The following is a 20,518-nucleotide window of genomic DNA, read 5'->3' as shown; positions in this document are numbered from 1 at the left end:
TTCCATGAAACACACCAGCCACCTCTGCCTCACCGCCACCCTGGCGCTGGTCAGCCTGCCCACCCTGGCCGACAGCCTGCAGTCGACGGTCGATGGCATCATCCAGCCACTGATGCGCGAGCAAGGCATCGCCGGCATGGCCGTGGCCCTTTACGTCAATGGCGAGTCGCACTACTTCAACTACGGCTACGCGAACAAGCAGGAAAAACAGGCCGTGACCCGCGACACCCTGTTCGAAGTCGGTTCGGTGAGCAAGACCTACACCGCCACCCTCGCCGCCCTGGCCAGCGCCGAAGGCAAGCTCGACCTCGCCGCGCCCGCCAGCCGCTACCAACCGGCCCTGGCCGGCACGGCCATCGGCAGCGCCAGCGTGCTGGAACTGGGGGCCTACAGCGGCGACTGCCTGCCACTGCAATTCCCGGACGAAGTGCAGACCGAGCAACAAGTCCTGGCCTTCTACCAGCACTGGCAGCGCCGGTTCGAACACGGCACCATGCGCTGCTACTCGAACCCCAGCCTGGGCCTGTTCGGCAACCTGGCGGCGCGTTCGCAGCAACGCCCGTTCGCCGAAGTGATGACCCAGGATGTGCTGCCACGACTGGGCCTGCACCACACCTACCTGGAGGTGCCGGCCAATGCTCGCGGGCTGTATGCCCAGGGTTACGACGCCGCCGACAAGCCGGTGCGGGTCGGCCCCGGCCCCTTCGCCGACGAAGCCTATGGCATCAAGACCAGCGCCAGCGACATGCTGCGCTACGTCCAGCTGCAAGTGCGGCCAAACGAACTCGACCCGGCGCTGCGCAAAGCCATCACCATCACCCAGGCCGGCTACTTCCAGGTGGGCGCCATGACCCAGGGCCTGGGCTGGGAGCGCTACCCGTATCCGGTGGCCCTGGACACCTTGCTGGCGGGCAATGGCGCCAACATGATCCGCGAGCCCCAAGCCACCAAGGTCCTGGTTCCCAGCCTCCCTGCCGAGCCCGCCGCCTGGTACAACAAGACCGGCGCCACCAACGGTTTCGGCGCCTATATCGCCTTCGTGCCCTCGAAGCAGATGGGCATTGTCCTGCTCGCCAACCGCAACTACCCCAACGAGGAACGCGTGCGCGCCGCCCAGCGCATCCTCGCCAGCCTGGAGCGCTGAAACATGTTGAGAATCCTCGGCAAGGCGTCATCGATCAATGTGCGCAAGGTGCTGTGGACCTGCACCGAGCTGGGTCTGCCCTATCAACGCGAAGACTGGGGCAGCGGCTTCCAGGCCACCGACGCGCCAGAGTTCCTGGCCCTGAACCCCAACGCCATGGTGCCGGTGATCGTCGATGACGACTTCGTGCTGTGGGAGTCGAACAGTATCCTGCGCTACCTGGTCAACGCGCATGGCGGCGCCCACCTCTATCCTGCCGCGCCGCGCGCCCGCGCGGCCGTCGACCAATGGCTGGACTGGCAGGCCACCGACCTCAACGACGCCTGGCGCTACCCCTTCATGTCCTTGGTGCGCCAGTCTCCCGCGCACCAGGACCCGGCGTTGCTGGCCGCTGCGAGTGCCCAGTGGACCGCGCGGATGCGCCTGCTCGAACAGCGCCTGCAAGCCACCAACGCGTACGTCGCCGGCAGCGACTTCAGCTTGGCCGACGTGGCCATCGGCCTGTCGCTCAACCGCTGGCGCCGTACGCCGCTGGAGCACCCGCCACTGCCGGCGCTGGAGGCGTATCACGCGCGCCTGCGTCAGCGCGCGGGCTTCCTCGAGCACGGCGACAATGGAACTCCATGAACTAAAAGCAGGATTGTCCGACAAGATGTAGTGCTAAAAAATATTCACTACAAAACTGTTGACGCCCTTCCCGGCCCTTGTGCATGATGAGGCCGTCTCCCCGATCGGGAGCGGTGGCAAGGGTGTTCCAGACGGCCTGCGCGGTAACGCAGGCCGTCCGTGGAGAGGGAAACTGCCCAGAAGGCAGCGTGAGAAAGCCCCTGTTGCGATGCTGCTGTAGCAGCCTTGGTTAGTGCGCTACATGGTGTAGCGCCGAATGTGAACTTCACCTGCGAAATTCACCGACGAATAGAGTAATGGGGGCTTTGATATGATGAACCTGAACAACAATCCGACCATCCACCAACTGGCCCAGCTGTTCGCCGCGCGCAAGGACAGCCTCGACGACCACCTGCTGTGGGTCAGCCAGTCCGGCGAAGTCCGCCTGGACCGCCTGCCGCCCAACACGGTCGAAGCCGAATTCGAATCGCACATGCCCAGCATGCGCGCCCGCTTCAAGGTCTACCGCCGTGGCCAGGGCTACGTCGGCAAGAAGGCCGCCGCCGACACCACCTTCGTCGGCCGCGTGCTCGAGACCCTGCAACAAGAATGGCCTGCGGCCCGTGAGCGGCAGGCAATCAAGGTGATCGACTCGCTGAACTGAAACAGGTTCAACCAGTAGTACGCCGCTTCTTGAGCCCGGCCTGAACCGCCGGGCTTTTTCATGCGCTAGAATGCTGCTCTTTTCATCAAGGAGCGCCCGATGAACACCCCTGCCTTCGGCACCGATGACGCTTCCTACCAGGCCGCTGGCGGCATCGATGGCCTGCGCCGGCTGGTCGATGACTTCTACCGGCTGATGGAGCAAAGCCCGTCGGCCGCCAGCGTGCGCCGCATGCATCCGGACGACCTGTCCGGCTCGCGTGACAAGCTGGCGTGCTTTCTCAGCGGCTGGTTGGGCGGGCCGCGCCTGTACAGCGAACGCTACGGTTCGATCGCCATCCCTTCGTTCCACGCCCAATGGCCGATCAGCGAAGCCCACAGCGCCATCTGGCTCGACTGCATGGCCCAGGCCATTGCCCTGCAACCCTGGTCAGGCGAGTTCGCCGAGTACCTGCTGCGCCAGCTGCGGGTGCCTGCCGAGCGCATCGTCCAGGCCAGCCGCAACCGCCACGCTCAGGCCTGAAGCCGGCGCGGCACCAGTTCCGGCAGCGGCAAGGCGCCGGTGGCCAGCGCACGGGCGCGATCCACACCCCAGACCAGCGCGCGGGTCATGGTCTCGCCGGGGCGCGCGGGGTAGTACTCTTCCAGCAAGGCCTTGCCGTTACGGGCATACAGCCCGAGAAACAACTGCGTGGCGCCAAGACGCGACAAGCGCACCTGCACATCGAGGCTGGTGCCGTCGCTCAGTTCTTCGTCGTGGCCGCGGCTGTGCAATTGCGCATCGGCCCACTGCCAGTAGGTCTCTTCCCTGATTCGCATTGAAATCAATACTCCGTTTGGTCAAATGCCGCGCAAGAAAAGCACAGTCGCCAGCCTGCGGCGAGGGCGACACACCGATACCATGAGCAGGATCAAGGAATGCAAAAAAAACCCCGCCGTTGGGCGGGGCGCTGCGTGCGTCGGCTTACTTCCTGGCGGGGAAGCGAGGGGTGAAGCGGCCTTTCTTGGCGCGCTGCAGGTGCGCCGGTGGCAACTGCTCGGTCTCGTCCAGGGTCATGTTGGCGAAGCCCAGGCGCAAGAACGACTGCCCGCAGCGCACCTGGTTGTTGATCGGGAAAGCATCGTTCAGGTCTTCGAAATAGGATTCGCTCATGCCCAGACTCCCTCAAGCGGTGACCGTGCCGGCAAACAGCTCGTTTGCCTAGATAAACAGCGGTCCGATGAAGTGAGACTAGTTGGTCATTTGCAGACCTGTCGGACAATCCGGCATTCCCCGACCGATGGCAAACTTACATCACTTCAAGCGCACCGCCGTGCCGGTGGCGAAGACCACGACCATGCCACCCTGCACCGACGGCATGCTGATCTCGAAGTCCACACCCACCACGGCGTCGGCTTGCAACTGCCGTGCCCGCGCCTTGAGTTCCTCGGTGGCCTGCTCGCGGGCCTCCTTCAGTGCGCTCTCCAGGGTCTGCGAACGGCCGCCGAAGAAGTCGCGAAAACGTGCGAAGAAATCGCGCACGAAGTTGATCCCCTGCACCGATTCGGCGCTGACCACGCCGAGGTACTCGGCGACGGGGCGGCCTTCAAGCTGGCTGGTGGTGCTGATGATCATGGGGTTGCTCCTTACCAAAAGAAGGCGATGCTAACAAATTAAACGCCCGTAGGAGCCAGCCTTGCTGGCGAACCGCGGCGACTGGGTTCACCAGCAAGGCTGGCTCCTACGGGAATTGTGGTGGCTTTTAGTGGGCGGTGGCGGCGCGCAGTCGCTGCCCCAGGCGTGGCCCGAACACGTTGATCAGCAACCCCAGCATCACCAGCAACGCCCCCCAGCACTGCGCCGTGCTCAGGCGTTCCCCCAGCAGCACGGCGGCAGAACTCAGGCCGACCACCGGCACCAGCAACGAGAACGGCGCCACCTTGCCCGCGGGGTGGCGCGACAGCAGCGTGCTCCACAGGCTATAGCCAACCATGGTGGCGACGAAGGCCAGGTAGAGAAGCGCCAGCACCGAGCTCCAGCTGATATTCACCAAGGCATGGCCAATCCGCTCCGGCCCCTCCAGCCACCAGGACAGTGCGAGGAATGGCAAGGGCGGAATCAGCCCTCCCCAGATCACCAGGGCCACCAGATCGACCTTGCCGAAACGCCGGGTGATGATGTTGCCCATGCCCCACATGGCGCCGCCACACAGGGTCAGCAGCAAGGCGATCAAGGGCACGTGGCTGCTGTTCTCGCTACCGATCACCGCCAGCCCGCTGGCCGCCACCAGCAACCCCAGCACACTGGCCAGGCGCAGCCGTTCACCGAGGAACAGCGCGGCGAAACCGAGGGTGAAGAACGCCTGGGATTGCAGCACCAGCGAGGCCAGCCCCGGTGGCATGCCGCTGTACATCGCCTGGAAAAGGAAGGCGAACTGGCCCAGGGAAATAGTCGCGCCATAAGCGATCAACCAGCGCCAGGGCAGGTTCGGCCGCTTGACCAGCAAGACCGCCGGGAAGGCCACCAACAGAAAGCGCAATGCCCCCAGCAGCATGGGCGGCAGGCCATCGAGGCCAACCTTGATGACCACGAAGTTGACGCCCCAGGCGAGGATCACCACCAGGGCGATCAGCAGGTCCTTGAGTGGCATTGCACGCATTCCTTCTTCCGGCTGTTATAGAAATATTTCGTTACAGCATAAGGTCATTCGCCTGCCACGGACCAGCACAGTTGGCCTTCAGCCTTGCGCAACAGTGGGCTGTGATGGCCCCGACAATGGGGCTGAAAATCGCGTGATCCTTCACTTGACCAGACTTGTATATACATGCTCATATCAAGCCTCGGTCATCCGCCCCGCGTTGCGCCGATGGCCGCCGCCCCTCACAAAAACAACGAAGCGGAGCCCTCCCCCGATGTCCAGCAAACCTGTAATCGAGCGGCGCTCGATCGACTACATCCCCGAGTCTGAACGCCATGGACGGGTGTACAGCCAATTCACCTTGTGGCTGGGAGCCAACCTGCAGATCACCGCGATCGTCACCGGCGCCCTGGCCGTGGTATTGGGCGGCGATGTGTTCTGGTCGCTGATCGGCCTGCTGATCGGGCAACTGGCCGGCGGCACGGTGATGGCCCTGCACGCCGCCCAGGGGCCGCGCCTGGGGCTGCCGCAGATGATTTCCAGCCGGGTGCAGTTCGGTGTTTATGGCGCGGCCATTCCCATGGCCCTGGTGTGCCTGATGTACCTGGGCTTCACCGCCACCGGCACGGTGCTTTCCGGCCAGGCCATCGGCCAGTTGCTCAGTGTCAGCGACAGCACCGGCATCCTGATCTTCGCCGGGGTGATCGTGCTGGCCACGTTGGCCGGCTACCGGGTGATCCACTGGATCGGGCGCCTGGCCAGCGTGCTGGGGATCATCGCCTTCATCTACCTGTTCAGCCGCATCCTGATGCTCGCCGACATCGGCCAGTTGCTCGACAACCGCCATTTCAGCTGGGGCAGCTTCCTGCTCGCGGTGTCGCTGGCGGCGTCCTGGCAGATCGCCTTCGGCCCCTACGTGGCCGACTACTCGCGGTACCTGCCCAGCGGCACGTCGCCGGTGAAGACCTTCCTCGCCGCCGGCCTGGGCTCGGTGATCGGCGCCCAGGCCTCGATGATCCTCGGGGTGTTCGCCGCCGCCATTGCCGGCGGCCAGTTCTCAGGGCGCGAAGTGGCCTATATCGTCGGCCTGGGCGGTGCCGGCACCACCGCGGCGCTGCTGTATTTCTGCATTGCCTTCGGCAAGGTGACCATCTCCACCCTCAACAGCTACGGCAGCTTCATGTGCATCGCCACGATCATCAGCGGTTTCCGTGGCCACCTGCAGATCAGCCGCCTGCAGCGCCTGGTGTTCGTGCTGGCGATCGTCGGCGCGGCCACCCTGGTCGCCCTGCTCGGCCAGCATTCGTTCCTCAGTGCGTTCAAGTCGTTCATCCTGTTCCTGCTGACCTTCTTCGTGCCCTGGAGCGCGGTCAACCTGGTGGATTACTACTTCATCACCAAAGAGCGCTACGACATTCCGGCGCTGGCCGACCCCAACGGCCGCTACGGGCGCTGGAACTGGCCGGGTATCAGTGTTTACACCTTTGGCGTGCTGGTGCAGATGCCCTTTATCGACACCAAGCTGTACACCGGGCCCATGGTCGCGCACCTGGGTGGCGTGGATGTGTCGTGGCTGATCGGGCTGGTGGTGCCGAGCGTGCTCTACTACTGCGTGGCCCGGCGTCGCGCCGGCGAGGCGCCGTCGCACATCATCGTGCCTGAGGCACGCTGAGCGCCTGTAGAACCGATGGGGTGCTCTCTCATTGAGCTGATCGCACCCCATCGACTTGACCGCGCCCACGAACCCGTTGTCAGGCCCGCGGGCAGGTGCAACGTTGCCGGGGCCTTAGAACGCCCAATCCAAGGTCAGGCCGACCCCGTGGCTGTTGTCGCGGCTACCCAGCAGCCCGTTGTAGTCCAGGTTGACCCGGGCCTGATGGCCCAGGGCGACCCCCGCCCGCAAGCCGACCACCGCCGCATCACGATCCAGGGACAGCGCCTGCACCTTGTAGGTATCGCCTTGGCCTGCGAAGGCCAGGTGCTGGTCAGACCCCGTGGAGCTCAGGTTGTGCTGCCAGCCCAGGGTGGCGGAAAGCTCCACCGCCTGGCCGCCGGACAGTTGCAGTTGCTTGCCGGCACGCATGCCCAGGGTCGACAGCCAGGCATCGCGGTTATCCTGCCCGCCCTTGAGCGCGGCAGCGCCGCCATGTTCCTTGAAGCTGTCGCTGTCGATATGCACATAGGCCAGGTTGGCGAACGGTTCCAGCGCCATGCCCGGCACGGCGACCTTCCAGGCGGCTTCGCCGAACACCTGGGTGCTCTGGGCATCGCGCTTGCTCTTCAGGCGATCGCTGACCTCGTTGTACTGCAGCTCGCGCTTGGTGTCGATGCGGTGCCAGCTGTGGCTGCCGCCCAGGCTCAGGCGCACCTGCTCCAGTTCCTTGCCGGCATAGGCCCCCAGGTGGTAGCTATCGACACTGGCCGAGGAATGACGACCATCGCCCATGCTCAGCGAGCTATCGCTGTAGCCGGTGAAGACGCCGATGCGGGTGTCCTCGCTCACCTGCCCGTCGGCCCCCAGCAGCAGGCCGCCAATGGAGGTGCTGTAGCGCGCCCGACCGGAATCACCGTCGGCCTTGCCCCAGGCCCCCAGGGCCTTGACCCACAGGCCGTTGCCCTGGCCATCCACGGTCGGCGCGGCGAGACGGGTACGCTCACCCATGGCGTCGCGCAGCTGGCGGCTGTCGTTGAGCAGCAGGTTGCCCACCGCCGGGTGGATTTCCCCGGACAATTGATCGAACGCCTGCCGCGCGCTGGCGGCATCGGTCGACAACAGCAGGCTCTCGTAGACCGGGTTGCCCGCGCCGAGTCGATCGGCGGCCGCGGCCACCGCACGCTGGTTGGCGGTCAAGCCGACACTGGCGAAGCTGGCGCTGCGTTGCACCGCCAACTGCACCCCGTTGCCGCCATAGGCCAAGCCGCCACCGAGGAACAGCAAGTTGGACTGCACATTGGCGAAACTGCCCTGCACGCCGCCCGCGGCATCCAGGATGTCGAACTGACGCCCCACCAGGCTCGGCGCCTGCTGGGACTGCAGCGAAACCCCGGGGTTCTGCAGGTCCAGGGCCAGGTTCGCCCCGCCCAGGGACACCTTGCCAGCGCTGACCAGGCGGTCGCTGCCCGTGGTATCGACCTCCACGGCATAGGTCGAGCCTGGCTGGAAGGTCACGTCGGAACTCACCTGCAAGGTGCCGATGGAGTTGCCTGGCGCCACCACGCCGCCGGGGTTGACCACCAGCGCGCCGATCCGGCCATTGCCGCCCAGTACGCCGCCGGCATTGACCGCCACCGTCGACTGCAGCGAACCATTGACCGCCAGGCGTCCCTGGTTGACCAGGGTCGGGCCGGAGTAGGTGTTGTTGCCGCTGAGCACCAGGGTACCGATGCCCTGCTTGGTCAGGCCGCCATGGCCAGAGATGTCGTTGCTCCACAGGTCCAGCCCGCAACCCAGGCCGTTGCAGAGCCGCTGGGTCGGTTTGCCGGCATCCACCACGGCACCGATGCCCGGCAGGTCGACCACGAACTGACTCGGACCGTAGCCACCGGCGATGCGGAACTCCTCGGGAATGTCCTGTTCGGTGACCAGCATGCCCGGGCCACGGATCCCTTTGTCCAGGTTGATCATGCCCCAGCCGTACAAGGCATCGATGCCGGGCGCGCCCATGTCGGTGGCGGTGGTGCGCAGCACGCTGGCGATCTGTGCGCCGCTCATGTAGGGGAAGCGCTCCATCAGCACCGCCGCCGCGCCGGCGGCGTGGGGCGCGGCCATGGAGGTACCGTTCTTGTTGGCGTAGCCCTGGGTCAGGTCGGCCAGGCTGGCACCCCCAATCACCGCGCTGTAGATCCGGGTGCCGGGGGCCGATACGCAGAAGCTTGCGGTATAGCCGCAACGGGAAGAGAACGTGCTGGCCAGGTACGGGTTGGCGCTGCTGGTGTCGGGGTTCTGCTGCAACGCCGCCACGGTCATCCAGTTCGGGGCGATGTCCGGGACGAAATAGCCCAGGCCAGCAATCGCGTCGGGGTTGTTCAGGTTGTAGTCGTTACCGGCGGCGAAGATCGTCAGGACCCCACTGCGAGCGGCGGCGATGGCCCCGTCATAGGCGCCACCGGGCAGGGTGCCCAGCAGTGGCTGGATCTGCGCGAACTGCGCGCGGGCATCGTCCACGGTGAAATGCGGGAAATCCGGGTTGCGGCCACCCTTGGCGAAGCGATCGGTGATGCCGATGCCCCAGCTGTTGTTGATGATCCGCGCGCCGCTGGTCACCAGGCTGTCCCAGCCGGCCTTGTACACTGCGCCATCGTTGCCCAGGACGATACCGTCCTCGGGGCCGGGGTCGCCGTTGTCGGCGCTGATGATCTGCGCGGCGTAGGCCACGCCGTGCATCGATACGCCGTCACGGTTACCGGCGGCAATCCCGCCGACGTGGGTGCCATGGGAGCCGAGCTTGCCATCCGAGCCCACCGACGGGCTGCCGTCGTAGCGGAAAGCATCGCCGGCCTTCACCGGGATGTAGGGGTCGGTGTACTGGCGGATACCGCTGGTGACCAGGGTCACGATCTTGTCCTTGCCGGCGAACTCAGGGTGCGGGGCGTAGACCGGCTGGTCGAAGATCCCCAGTTTCACCCCCTTGCCGCTGTAGCCGGCGGCGTAGGCGCTGTCGGCGTGAATCGCCCCCAGCCCCCAGTCGGCCTTGAATTCGTCGCTGCGCCAGCTGCCGGCGTCGCCGAGGCGACCAGTCTCCACGTAGGGTGCGGCGTGGGCCGTGCCCATCAGCGCCACCCAGCCCACCAATGCCCGCCCCAGCGGGGCCAGGGCCCAGCCCTGCGCGAACGCGCTGTCATCCTTTCTGACTTGCTTCACTACGACCTTCCTTAGTTGCATTGATGAAAAACCGCGTTGGTAAAACTCCGTGATGCAACGCCTGGCCGGCGAGCCTCAGGCCCACCTGTGCCATGGCGCTTCAGAAACGCCATTGCAGGTTGAGCCCCGCGCCATGCTGTTGCTCGCGACTGGCCAGGCGCCCTTGGTAGTCCAGGCTCAGGTCCAGGTCGCGGGTCAGCCCCACCCGGGCCTGGAGCCCCACCAGCGCGGCATCGCGCAAGGCTGGCGCAGTCTCCGCCCGGAACGCTTGGTCGCTGCCGGCAAAGGCCAGGTGCTCGCGGTCCTGGGTGCCGCTCAGGCGGTGCTGCCAGCCCAGGCTTGCCGCCAGTTGCAGGTCCTGCTGCGGGCCCATTTGCCATTGCTGGCGCCCACGCAGGCCCAAGGTGCTGAGCCAGGCATCACGCTGCTCGTCACCGGCATGCAGCGCCGCGGCGTCACCCTTCTCATGGAAGCCGTCGCGATCCAGATGCTGGTAGGTCAGGTTGGCGAAGGGCTCCAACTGCACCGCCGACAACGGCAGGCGATAGGCTGCCTCGGCGAACAGCTGCTGACTGCGGGCATCGACCCGCGCACGCTGGCGGCCGGACACTTCGCCATACGCCAGGTCGCGCCGGACCTCGGCACGGTGCCAGCTGTAGCTGGCGCCCAGGCTCAAGCGCAGCTGGTCCAGGTCGTGACGGGCATAGGCGCCCAGGTGGTAGCTGTCGACCGTGGCCCGGGAGTGGCTGCCGCCCATGCCCAGGGAGCTGTCGCTGTAGCCCGCGGCCAGGCCGGCCCGGGTCTGCTCGTCGAAATCACGATCCAGGCCCAGCAGCATGCCGCCCAGGGAGCTGGTATAGGACTCGGTGCCCTGCACGCCCTCGATGCGCCCCCAACTGCCCAGGCCCTTGAGCCAGAGCTGGGTCGAACCAGGCGCGCTTGCGGTTGTTGCGGACGCATTGGCATTCAGTTCAGAACCTTGCACACGTTCGCCCAAGGCATCGCGCAAGACCGAACCCTGGCTGAGCAGCATCGAATCCAGCGCCGGGTAGATTTCCCCGGCCAGTTGCCGCAAGCCGTCTCGGGCCTGGTCCACCGAGGTCGAGAGCAGCAGGCTCTCATACACGGGATTGCCCGGCCCCAGCCGCTCCACGGCGCCGCCGCTGGCGCGCTGGTTGGCCGTGACACCGACATCGTCGAATGTCGTGCCACTGCGCGTTATGTCCAGCTGGACGGCGTTGGCCGAATAATCGAGTACGGTCCCCAGGAACAGGTAAGCGGGTTGGACCTGGGCGAAGCGCCCGTTGACGCCACCCGCTGCCTGGAGGATGTCGAACTGGCGCCCTACCAGGCTGGCTACCGGGCCACCGGCCAGCAGGTTCGGCCGAGCCTGGGGCTCCAGGCTAAGGTTGGCGCCGCCGACACTGGCCTGGCCGCCCACGACGAGCCGGTCGCTGGCCGTAGGCGACAGCTCCACCCGATAGGTCGAGCCCGGCTGCAAGTCCAGGTTGCCGGCGACATTCAAGGTACCGATGGAGTTACCCGGGGCCACCACGCCCCCGGCGCTGGCGGTCAGGGCACCGATGCGTCCGTTGCCGCCCAGGGTAGCGCCAGCGTTGACCGTCACCGCCGATTGCAGGCTGCCGTTGACCACCAGCAACCCGCCATCGACCCGGGTCGGGCCGCGGTAGCTGCTGTCCCCCGTGAGCTCGAGCCAGCCGGCCCCGGACTTGACCAGGCTACCCTGGTAGACCCGCTGCGCGGCAGCCGCGTCGCGGGCCATGCCCACGGCATAGTCGCTGCGATCCTGCTGGCTGGCGCCTGCCGCCAGGCCATGCTCCCAGCCACGATCCTTGAGGGTCTGCTGCCAGGCTTGGCGTTCCGCGGCGTCCTCGGCCTGACGCTGCACCAGGGCCTGGTCGGAAATGCCGTTGCTCCAGCTATCGCCCTGCCCGCGCCCCAGGTTGACATCGAACTCACCCAGCAACTGCCCGGGGCCGTGCAACGCCCGGCCCAGGTCCGGGACGCCCCAACCCACCCGGTCGCTGGGTCCTTGGGTTGGCGAGCCATCGAGCTGGCGCGAGGTGGTCAGCAGCACTTGCAGGGCCTGCTGGTTGTTCAGGTAGGGGTAGCGTTCCATGACCAGGGCCAAGGCCCCGGTGGCATGGGGCGCGGCCATCGAGGTGCCGTTGTAGGTGGCGTAGCCGCCACCGGAAATGGTACTGGTGATCGCCGCACCCGGGGTCGCCAGGCACCAGTACTTGGCGATGCCGCACTGGTTGTATTTCTGCTGGTTGTTCTTGTCCAGGCCCGACACTGCCAGCCAGTGGCCTTCCAGCTCCGGCTGGAAGTACGGCAGCGCCGAGCGCACGCTGGCATTGGCATAACCGCTGTTGCCGGCGCTGAACACGTTGATCACGCCACGGCGCGCCACGTCGCCGGCAGCGTCGAGCCAGGTGTCCTGCTGGAAATGCTGGGCATAGGCCGCGCGCAGGCCGCCCAAGGTGTTGTAGTTGACATCCTTGGGCTGGCTGCCCCAACTGTTGTTGATCGCCCGCGCCCCGGCATCCACCAGGGCATCGTAGACCGCCTTGAAATACTTCGGGTCGGGGCCAGGGCCGAACAGGAAACTGTCGTTCTTGTTGGTGTTGCCCACGTAGACCTGGGCATTGAAGGCCACGCCATGCATGCCAAGGCCATCACGGGCCGCGCCCATAGTGCCGGTGACATGGGTGCCATGGTTGTCGTTGGCGCCATTGAGCACCCCGGACACACTGAACGGGGTACCGTCCAGGTATTGGCCGGTGGCGGTCACCGCGTGAAAACGTCCGGGGCTGGCCTCGGGATGGGCGGCATCGAACCCCGAGTCCAGGGCACCGATACGGACCCCGGCGCCGGTGATTCCGGCGGCGTAGGCCTGGCTCGCCTGCATGCGTTCCAGGCCCCAGTCCTGCTGGTACTCGGCCGAACGCCAGCTGGCGGGGTCACCCAGGCGGCCGGTTTCTTGATAGGTAGCTGCTGCCGATAGCGGCAGCCCGGTGGCGAACGCCAGGCACAGGGCGCCCGTCAGCGTCTTGAGCTGATCACATCTCACATCCATGTCGATGACTTCTCTTGTTTTTGTTGTCGGGTCGCCCGTTCCTGGTCGACCTGTGTGCACTGCATTGCCCGGCCGCAAACCTGCGGCACCAGAGCCAAGGGCGCTCTTGCGCCCCGGTCAGGTTACTTCGGCCTCAGGCCAAGTAGGTAGCCTTCGGTTACAAAAATGCGAGCTTCTGAAATTGGTCACAATAAGTCAATCGGTCTTGATACGCCGTCGGCAGAATCAGCGCACTATCAGGCCAATGCGCTGGAGCATGGTCGAGTACGGCCGATTGAAATGGAGTGGGCATCGAAATGCTAGGGTTTGTACGAAAAGTCGTCGAGCGGCGATCAGGCAAGGCGAAAACAGGCGAGGAACGGTCGGAGTCGCGCACGACTTGACTGGTTGTCAATGAGCATTCCGAGCCTGTTTTCAACGCAGCATGATCGTCGCGCAGACACTTTTCGTACAAAGCCTAATGTGCAGCACCGCGATCCCGAGCAAGCGAGGAACCCCAAGATGGTTGATACCCCCTCCACCGTGAGTGAACAGCCACCCTCGCACGCGGCCCGGCAGCCGATCGGCTTGTTCGAAGCCTTCCTGTTCTGGCTCAAGTTGGGGTTCATCAGCTTTGGCGGGCCCGCCGGCCAGATCGCGATCATGCACCAGGAACTGGTCGAGCGCAGGCGGTGGATCAGCGAGAAACGCTTTCTGCATGCGCTGAACTACTGCATGTTGCTGCCTGGCCCTGAGGCCCAGCAGCTCGCCACTTACATCGGCTGGCTCATGCACCGCTCCTGGGGCGGTGTGATTGCCGGTGCATTGTTCGTGCTGCCTTCACTGTTCATCCTGATCGGTTTGTCCTGGGTCTACGTCGCTTTCGGCGAGGTGCCCGTGGTAGCCGGGATCTTCTACGGCCTCAAGCCGGCAGTCACGGCGATCGTCGTTCACGCGGCCCACCGGATCGGCTCGCGAGCACTGAAGAACGGCGTGCTATGGGCCATGGCCGCAGCCTCGTTCGTTGCCATCTTCGCCCTCGACGTGCCGTTCCCGTTGATCGTGTTGGCTGCCGCCATCGTTGGCTATGCAGGAGGCCGCTTTGCCCCAGGCAAGTTCGCGATTGGTGGCGGCCATGGGGCTATCAAGGACAGCGTTGACCGGGCCCTGATCGATGACGACACCCCACCGCCGCCGCATGCCCGTTTCAGCTGGGGGCGCCTGCTGCGTCTGCTGCTGGTCGGTGCCGCACTCTGGGTCCTGCCCATGGGGCTGCTGACGCTGACATTCGGCTGGGACGCAACCCTGACGCAAATGGGCTGGTTCTTCACCAAGGCCGCCCTCCTGACCTTTGGGGGTGCCTACGCGGTATTGCCCTATGTCTACCAGGGCGCGGTCGGGCATTACGGCTGGCTGACGCCAACCCAGATGATCGATGGCCTTGCCTTGGGGGAAACCACGCCAGGCCCCCTGATCATGGTGGTCGCCTTCGTCGGCTTCGTGGGGGGGTATGTGCAGCCGATGTTTGGCACTGGCCACCCGTTCCTTGCCGGCGCGGTCGCAGCGAGCCTGGTCACCTGGTTCACCTTCCTGCCGTCGTTCCTCTTCATCCTCGCCGGTGGCCCGTTGGTGGAGTCGACGCACAACGAGATGAAGTTCACCGCACCGTTGACCGGTATCACGGCGGCGGTTGTGGGGGTGATCCTCAACCTGGCCCTGTTCTTCGGCTACCACGTGCTTTGGCCGGAAGGTTTCAGTGGGGCATTCGACTGGCCTTCGGCGGTGATCGCAGTTGCAGCGGCAGTGGCCTTGTTCCGCTTCAAGCGAGGCGTGATTCAAGTGTTGCTTGCCTGCGCCCTCGCCGGGCTGGCCGTACACCTGTTGCGAGCTTGATACCAGCTGGTAATTGAGAATTAAAACTGTCGCAACCAGCACTGACAAGGCTTTGAGCAATTTTTAACCCAGCTCTTGGCCGCACTGGGACTCCCACGTCGTAAGCAGAAACATTGCCATGGAACCCGCTGGGTTTACGGCCAGTTCGGCGTGCCGGGGTGATGCCTTCGCAGCATTTTTACCCTTTCCGTGCGCATCGCTGAGGCGATTTCTCAACGATGATGTGTGAACAACAGAAAGCTGAAAAGTGATCGTGCCACTGACCGACATAACTATGCCTGATTAACAGCACCCCACTCCTAGGCTTTGTACGAAAAGTGTCTGCGCGACGATCATGCTGCGTTGAAAACAGGCTCGGAATGCTCATTGACAACCAGTCAAGTCGTGCGCGACTCCGACCGTTCCTCGCCTGTTTTCGCCTTGCCTGATCGCCGCTCGACGACTTTTCGTGCAAACCCTAAGCGCCGTATCGTTTGGCCGAAAGAAGCCATACGAAAATTTCCGTCACGATAGGGTTCAACAAGCCATATCGCACTATAGGAAGAAAGCTTTTAGGAATCGCCTGATGTCCATCGACAGGCGGCGTATCTAACGTACGGCGCTCTTTGGCCGACACGAACAGCCCTTCATGAAGCGTCTAAAACTGCAACGCCCCCTGCTCACCTTGGTCACGGCGACGTTGCTGACCTGCGCGGCGGACGCCCTGGCGGCGAACTGCACATTCGACGGCAATCCCTCCACGCAAACACTTTCCTTCGGCGCAAGCCTGGCCAATGGCGGCCTCTCTATCCCTGCCGATACGCCTGATGGCACGGTGGTCTACCAGGACACCGCACAACAATCGTCGTGGCACTACTGGAGGTGCACTGCGACTTCACAATATGGCGTGGCGGTCAATCCCGCCTTTGGCACCCCGGCCAGTTACGTCACGACCTTTCCCCTGGGCAAGACAGGGCTCTCGTTTCGGATCTGGATGGATATGCTGGATCGCTATGAGCCATCGCTCTTTGCGATAAGCCCGAAAAGCTACGGCATCGCCTCGGGTTCGGTGCGCCTGGAAATCATCAAGTCAGGCCCATTGGCAGCGAATGTCACGGTTGCTGCCGGTAGCCTGGGGACCCTGCAATCAGGCGAGCTGATTCTGAATCGATTCAACCTCGCCAAATCCCTGGTGGTGAATACAGCTTCCTGTCAGACCCCTTCCGTGCCCGTTGCCATGGGCGATGACTACCAACTCAATGAGTTTCGCGAAGCTGGCGCACACGCTCGCACGGTGCGTTTCAACATTGACCTGAACCAGTGCCAGACCGGCATCAAGAAAGTGACCTACTCGCTCAAGGCCAACACCCCGGTCATCGACGCGGCGAAAGGCATCGTCGCACTCAACAACAGTTCCACCGCCAAGGGCATCGGCTTGCAATTAATGAATGACGTCGGGCAGCCCATGGCCTTGAATACCACTTACCCGTTCAATGCCTTCACCACCACCGGCACAAGCTTCAAAATCCCCTTGACGGCGGCGTACTACCGCCTCGGGAAGGAGGAACTCCAGGCTGGCAGCGCCAACACCGAAGTGACATTCATCGTCAACTACCTGTGAAGCCTTTAAGGATCGTCTGATGTTCGCGGTGCCCGGCCACCCCTAATGTGCCGGGATGAGATTGAAGAACTACCTGCACCAGATCAGCCCGTTCCTGTCCACGCCCCATGCCGCGCGTCGCCTGCTGCGCATCTTTGCGCTGGTGCTGCTGGTGGGGATTCTCGGCGGCGTCTACAGCTTCCTGCTGTTCACCTTCAATAACGAAATCTCCCAACGCCGCAGCTACATGAGCAGCGCCATCGCCGAAGCGCACACCTTTTTCACCACCCGCGAAGCTCTGCTCGAAAGCCTGAGCCTGTCGGCCACGCGCAAGGTCGAAATGGAGGCTCCGGCCTCCGATGAAGAAATACACCTGTTGCTGGGGCAAACGCCGGGCCCGCAATGGAGTATCTGGCTGACCCGACGCATGCGCGACCTCCTCACAGCCAAGCAATTGAACCTGATTTACGTCAGCAGCGACTCTCACGCCCAAGTGTTACGCCTGTACAACGCAACGCCGGTGATCGGTGACGTTTCCCAAGGCATGCTGGATCAACTGCAAGCCCTCAAATATCAAAACACCGGCGCACTGCAAGAACTCTGGCTGACCCATGCCGTTGAGGGGCACTCGCAGTTGTACATTTTCATTCGCCTGGACGAGCGCGACATCGACTCCGGCTGGCTCGGCCTGGAAATGGACGACCGCGAAGTCTCCAGTGCCTTGAGCGACCACAGCGCAGGCGAGTTCACCATGTTCAATGCCCAGGGCATGCCACTTTTCAGCAATAGTCTGAAACCGCCACCCGGGCAGGATCTGCCGCTCCTGCGGCAACAGGACTTTTTCGGTTTTGTCGGAAGTGGCTGGTGGCCCGAGCAACTGGTGTTGCGCAAGCAACTGAAGTCATCGGACTGGCAGCTCGCCTACTCCATCGACTTGCTGGCGGTGCTGTCAGCGCTGTGGCCACAAATGCTCGGGGCACTGTTGTTCTGCCTGCTGAGTAGCGGCCTGGTATGCGTACTGACCCGGCGTCTGGAACACCGCTTCATCAACCCGGCGATTCACCGGATCCAGGCACTGGTGGAGAGCGAATTGTTCAGTCGCGACATAATCCAGACCGCCCCGGTGGCACTCTGCGTACTCCGGCGTACCGATGGCCAGGTTATGCTGGAAAACACCCTTGCCCGCCAATGGCTGGGCGAATGCCGCGCGCAACTGGGCGCCGGATGGATCAGCGAGGCCTTCGACGCTACAGAGCCGTTTTTGACGGATAACTTTGAGACCACTGATGGTCGCCACCTTTACCTAAGTTGTGCGCCCACCCGCTACAAAGGCGAGGACGTGTTGCTGTGTGCGTTCAGCGATATCAGTGCGCGACGACAAATCGAAGAAGCACTGGAACAGGCCCGCCGATCGGCAGACGCCGCCAATGAAGCCAAGACCTTGTTCCTCGCGACCATGAGCCACGAAATCCGCACACCTCTCTACGGGGTGCTCGGTACGCTGGAATTGCTTGCTCGCACGCAACTGGATAGCCGACAGAAGAGTTACCTGCAAGCCATCGAGGGATCGTCCGCCACGCTGCTGCAACTGATCTGCGACGTGCTGGATGTGTCGAAGATCGAGGCCGGACAACTGGCCCTGGAGTTGAGCGAGTTCTGCCCCATGACACTGGTCCAAGAGGTCGTGCAAGGTTACGCGGCAGCGGCGCAGAGCAAGGGCTTGCAACTGTATGCCTGTCTCGACCCGCAACTGCCGGATTGCTTGAGAGGGGATGCCAGCCGCGTGCGGCAGATCCTTAACAATCTGCTGAACAACGCGGTCAAGTTCACCGACTCCGGACATGTGGTGCTGAGGGTCAAATTGCTTGGTCGCGAAGGCGAACGCGTGTGCCTGCAATGGCAAGTCTCGGACACCGGAAAAGGCATCGCTCATGGCGATCAGGCCTTGATTTTCGAACCGTTCTACCAGACCGAAGGCAACACCAACGTGGTGGCTGGCACCGGCCTGGGCTTGCCCATTTGCCAGCGGCTGACGCACTTGATGAACGGCACCCTGCGCATGGTCAGCGAGCCGGGGCTGGGCAGCAGTTTTTCGCTGAGCGTGCCGCTGGAGCAGCGCCCCTGCAATGCATCAGTTCCAGCCTTGCCGGCCTTGGCGCCAGATATCGTTTATGTGGTCTCGCCCATCCGCGAACTGGCCGATAGCATCAGCGGCTGGCTGCGCCGCTGGGGTGCCCGACCGCAGATCGGCGCACCCGACGCCCTGGAACCTGACACGACGGCTGTGCTACTGGAACTCTATCCCACGCGCTTCGAACAACGTTCGAAACCGGCATGGCAAGGGCCACGCGTTCTGGCCAGTGGCGACGGCGCCCACGAGCCACAATTCTGCGGTGATGGCTGGAAGGTCAACCTGAACGATCTCGCCGCGATCCAGCGGGCGGTTCGCCTGGCTCAGGGCGGCCCGGTTGCCCACCACCCGGAACAACGCGAACTGCACGCTGTGCGGCCATTGCGCCTGCATGTTCTGGTGGCGGAAGACAACGTCATCAACCAACTGATCCTGCGCGATCAGCTTGAAGAGCTGGGCTGCACAGTGACGCTATCCGGCGATGGCGAGGAAGCGTTGTCGCTCTGGCCCGAGCACGCGTTCGACATCGTTCTGACCGACGTCAACATGCCCCGACTCAATGGCTACGGACTGGCCAAGGCCCTGCGACGTCAGGGCTGCACCACCCCGATCATCGGCGCCACTGCCAACGCGATGCGCGGTGAAGACGCCCTGTGCCTGGCCGCCGGCATGAATCACTGCCTGGTCAAACCCTTTACGCTACGAGCCTTGTTCACGGTCCTGGCTCCCTACGCACGAGTTGCTCATGAAGCCCTGTAGCATTTTGATTGTCGAAGACCACCCCTTCCAGCACCTGTACTTGCAGAACCTGTTCAACGAACTAGGCCAGTTCGATGTCGTGTGCGCCAAGGACGGCGAAGCCGCACTGGCCTGCCTGAAGAAACGCGACTTCGACCTGGTACTCACCGACCTGCTAATGCCGGGCATGGACGGCGTGCAGTTCATTCAGGGTCTTGCCGCACAACGTTCGCGCCCCGCGCTGGCAATCATGAGTGCGGCCTCACGCCGTATGTTGATGGGCGCCAGCCTGGTGGCGAGCAACCTGCAAGTGAAGGTGATCGGGCTGATCTCCAAACCGGTGAGCGCGTCCGCCCTGCGCTGCCTGATCGATCAATTGCAGGCGCTGCGCCAGACGAAACCTACCGAGCCCCGCGAAGGCATCAACCGCCAGAATATTCTGCAAGCTCTGGACAACGGCGAACTGCAAGCCTGGTTCCAACCAAAAAAAGCCTTGAATAATGGCCGGATCGTGGCCGCCGAAGCACTGGTGCGGTGGGTTCATCCCGAGTACGGCACACTGCTGCCCGGCGCATTCCTGCCGGAGCTGATCGCCTGCGGCCTCGAAGAACAATTGCTGTGGCGGGTGCTGGAACAAGCGATTGCCGCTCAAATCATCTGGCGCCAGCAGGGTTATGACATTCCGGTCTCGATCAACCTGCCCACGCACTTGCTCAACTGCCACGACCTGCCCGACCGCATCCTCGCGTTCGTGCTGGCCCATCAAGGTTTACCGGCACGCATCTGCTTCGAGTTAATGGAATGCTCGCTGCCCGATGACATCAGCAACTTCTACGCCGGTGCCTGCCGCTTGCGGATCAAGGGGTTCAACCTGTCCCAGGATGATTTCGGCAAAGGCTACAGCTCCTACATGAACCTGGTGTCGGCGCCCTTCACCGAATTGAAGATCGACCGCACCCTGGTGCAGGGTTGCAATGCCAACGAGGAACTGGCTCAGGCTTTGACCAGCATTGTCAGCCTGGGGCGGCAGTTGGGTCTGACCGTGGTGGCGGAAGGGGTGGAAACCGCGCAAGAACTTGCTCTGTTGCGTAAAATCGACTGCACTCAGGTTCAGGGTTTCCTGATCTCTCACGCCGTGACTTCGGATCAGTTCCAGCAATTGCTGACCCATGACGGGCCGGCGAGCGTTTATTGACCCGCAGGCCG

16 protein-coding genes are annotated in these 20,518 nt (G+C 63.8%); 9 read left to right on the top strand and 7 right to left on the bottom strand.

Annotated elements, in window-relative coordinates:
* Positions 1-4 precede the first annotated feature (4 nt).
* The 4 genes from ampC to P5705_RS23245 all read left to right on the top strand — a co-directional run bounded on the left by ampC (position 5) and on the right by P5705_RS23245 (position 2,936).
* The gene (gene ampC / locus P5705_RS23260) at positions 5-1,144 is read left to right on the top strand and encodes a class C beta-lactamase (protein ID WP_277463223.1); all 1,140 of its coding nucleotides are present in this window, start codon (positions 5-7) and stop codon (positions 1,142-1,144) included.
* A 3-nt stretch (positions 1,145-1,147) separates the two neighbouring features.
* The gene (locus tag P5705_RS23255) at positions 1,148-1,771 is read left to right on the top strand and encodes a glutathione S-transferase family protein (RefSeq protein ID WP_277463222.1); all 624 of its coding nucleotides are present in this window, start codon (positions 1,148-1,150) and stop codon (positions 1,769-1,771) included.
* A 310-nt stretch (positions 1,772-2,081) separates the two neighbouring features.
* Complete coding sequence (locus P5705_RS23250; protein ID WP_277463221.1) at positions 2,082-2,414, top strand: hypothetical protein; 333 nt, start codon at positions 2,082-2,084, stop codon at positions 2,412-2,414.
* 99 nt (positions 2,415-2,513) lie between these two features.
* A complete protein-coding gene (locus P5705_RS23245) occupies positions 2,514-2,936 on the top strand; it encodes a group II truncated hemoglobin (RefSeq protein ID WP_213657103.1) in 423 nt (140 codons plus the stop codon).
* Here P5705_RS23245 and P5705_RS23240 read toward each other — a convergent pair.
* The 4 genes from P5705_RS23240 to P5705_RS23225 all read right to left on the bottom strand — a co-directional run bounded on the left by P5705_RS23240 (position 2,927) and on the right by P5705_RS23225 (position 5,043).
* A complete protein-coding gene (locus P5705_RS23240; RefSeq protein WP_277463220.1) occupies positions 2,927-3,232 on the bottom strand; it encodes a hypothetical protein in 306 nt (101 codons plus the stop codon). The two genes, P5705_RS23245 and P5705_RS23240, sit on opposite strands and share 10 nt — an antisense overlap.
* A 145-nt stretch (positions 3,233-3,377) precedes the next feature.
* Positions 3,378-3,566 (bottom strand): hypothetical protein, encoded by a 189-nt coding sequence (locus P5705_RS23235; protein WP_011534181.1) that lies wholly within the window; start codon positions 3,564-3,566, stop codon positions 3,378-3,380.
* A 141-nt stretch (positions 3,567-3,707) separates the two neighbouring features.
* Positions 3,708-4,028 carry a YbjQ family protein gene (locus tag P5705_RS23230; protein ID WP_011534182.1) on the bottom strand — a complete coding sequence of 107 codons (321 nt, stop codon included), beginning with the start codon at positions 4,026-4,028 and terminating at the stop codon, positions 3,708-3,710.
* A gap of 127 nt (positions 4,029-4,155) precedes the next feature.
* A complete protein-coding gene (locus P5705_RS23225) occupies positions 4,156-5,043 on the bottom strand; it encodes an EamA family transporter (RefSeq protein ID WP_277463218.1) in 888 nt (295 codons plus the stop codon).
* Between the two features lie 262 nt (positions 5,044-5,305).
* Between P5705_RS23225 and P5705_RS23220 the strand changes: the two genes are divergently transcribed.
* On the top strand, positions 5,306-6,703 hold the full coding sequence (locus P5705_RS23220; RefSeq protein ID WP_277463217.1) for a purine-cytosine permease family protein: 1,398 nt from the start codon (positions 5,306-5,308) through the stop codon (positions 6,701-6,703).
* A 114-nt stretch (positions 6,704-6,817) separates the two neighbouring features.
* On the opposite strand, the gene P5705_RS23215 is transcribed toward P5705_RS23220, so the two are convergent.
* Together P5705_RS23215 and P5705_RS23210 are read right to left on the bottom strand one after the other, a co-directional pair.
* Positions 6,818-9,802 (bottom strand): autotransporter outer membrane beta-barrel domain-containing protein, encoded by a 2,985-nt coding sequence (locus P5705_RS23215; protein ID WP_277463234.1) that lies wholly within the window; start codon positions 9,800-9,802, stop codon positions 6,818-6,820.
* 190 nt (positions 9,803-9,992) lie between these two features.
* Entirely contained in the window at positions 9,993-12,992 is a 3,000-nt protein-coding gene (locus P5705_RS23210) for an autotransporter serine protease (protein ID WP_277463215.1), read from the bottom strand.
* Between the two features lie 501 nt (positions 12,993-13,493).
* On the opposite strand from P5705_RS23210, the gene chrA reads away from it, so the two are divergent.
* Positions 13,494-14,864, top strand: coding sequence for a chromate efflux transporter (gene chrA, locus P5705_RS23205; protein WP_277463213.1), 1,371 nt, complete (start codon positions 13,494-13,496; stop codon positions 14,862-14,864).
* A 63-nt stretch (positions 14,865-14,927) separates the two neighbouring features.
* On the opposite strand, the gene P5705_RS23200 is transcribed toward chrA, so the two are convergent.
* A complete protein-coding gene (locus tag P5705_RS23200; RefSeq protein WP_277463212.1) occupies positions 14,928-15,134 on the bottom strand; it encodes an abortive infection family protein in 207 nt (68 codons plus the stop codon).
* Between the two features lie 358 nt (positions 15,135-15,492).
* On the opposite strand from P5705_RS23200, the gene P5705_RS23195 reads away from it, so the two are divergent.
* The 3 genes from P5705_RS23195 to P5705_RS23185 are packed head-to-tail and all read left to right on the top strand — an operon-like array spanning position 15,493 to position 20,507.
* Positions 15,493-16,464, top strand: coding sequence for a fimbrial protein (locus tag P5705_RS23195; RefSeq protein WP_277463211.1), 972 nt, complete (start codon positions 15,493-15,495; stop codon positions 16,462-16,464).
* Positions 16,465-16,519: 55 nt separating this feature from the next.
* A complete protein-coding gene (locus P5705_RS23190) occupies positions 16,520-19,333 on the top strand; it encodes an ATP-binding protein (RefSeq protein WP_277463209.1) in 2,814 nt (937 codons plus the stop codon).
* A complete protein-coding gene (locus tag P5705_RS23185) occupies positions 19,320-20,507 on the top strand; it encodes an EAL domain-containing response regulator (protein ID WP_277463232.1) in 1,188 nt (395 codons plus the stop codon). The genes P5705_RS23190 and P5705_RS23185 overlap by 14 nt, the downstream gene beginning before the upstream one ends.
* Positions 20,508-20,518 lie beyond the last annotated feature (11 nt).

The organism is Pseudomonas entomophila, from assembly GCF_029478665.1.
Classification (GTDB): Bacteria; Pseudomonadota; Gammaproteobacteria; order Pseudomonadales; family Pseudomonadaceae; genus Aquipseudomonas; species Aquipseudomonas entomophila_F.
The sequence above is the reverse complement of the archived record's forward strand: the minus strand, read 5'-3'. Positions and strand labels throughout refer to the sequence as shown.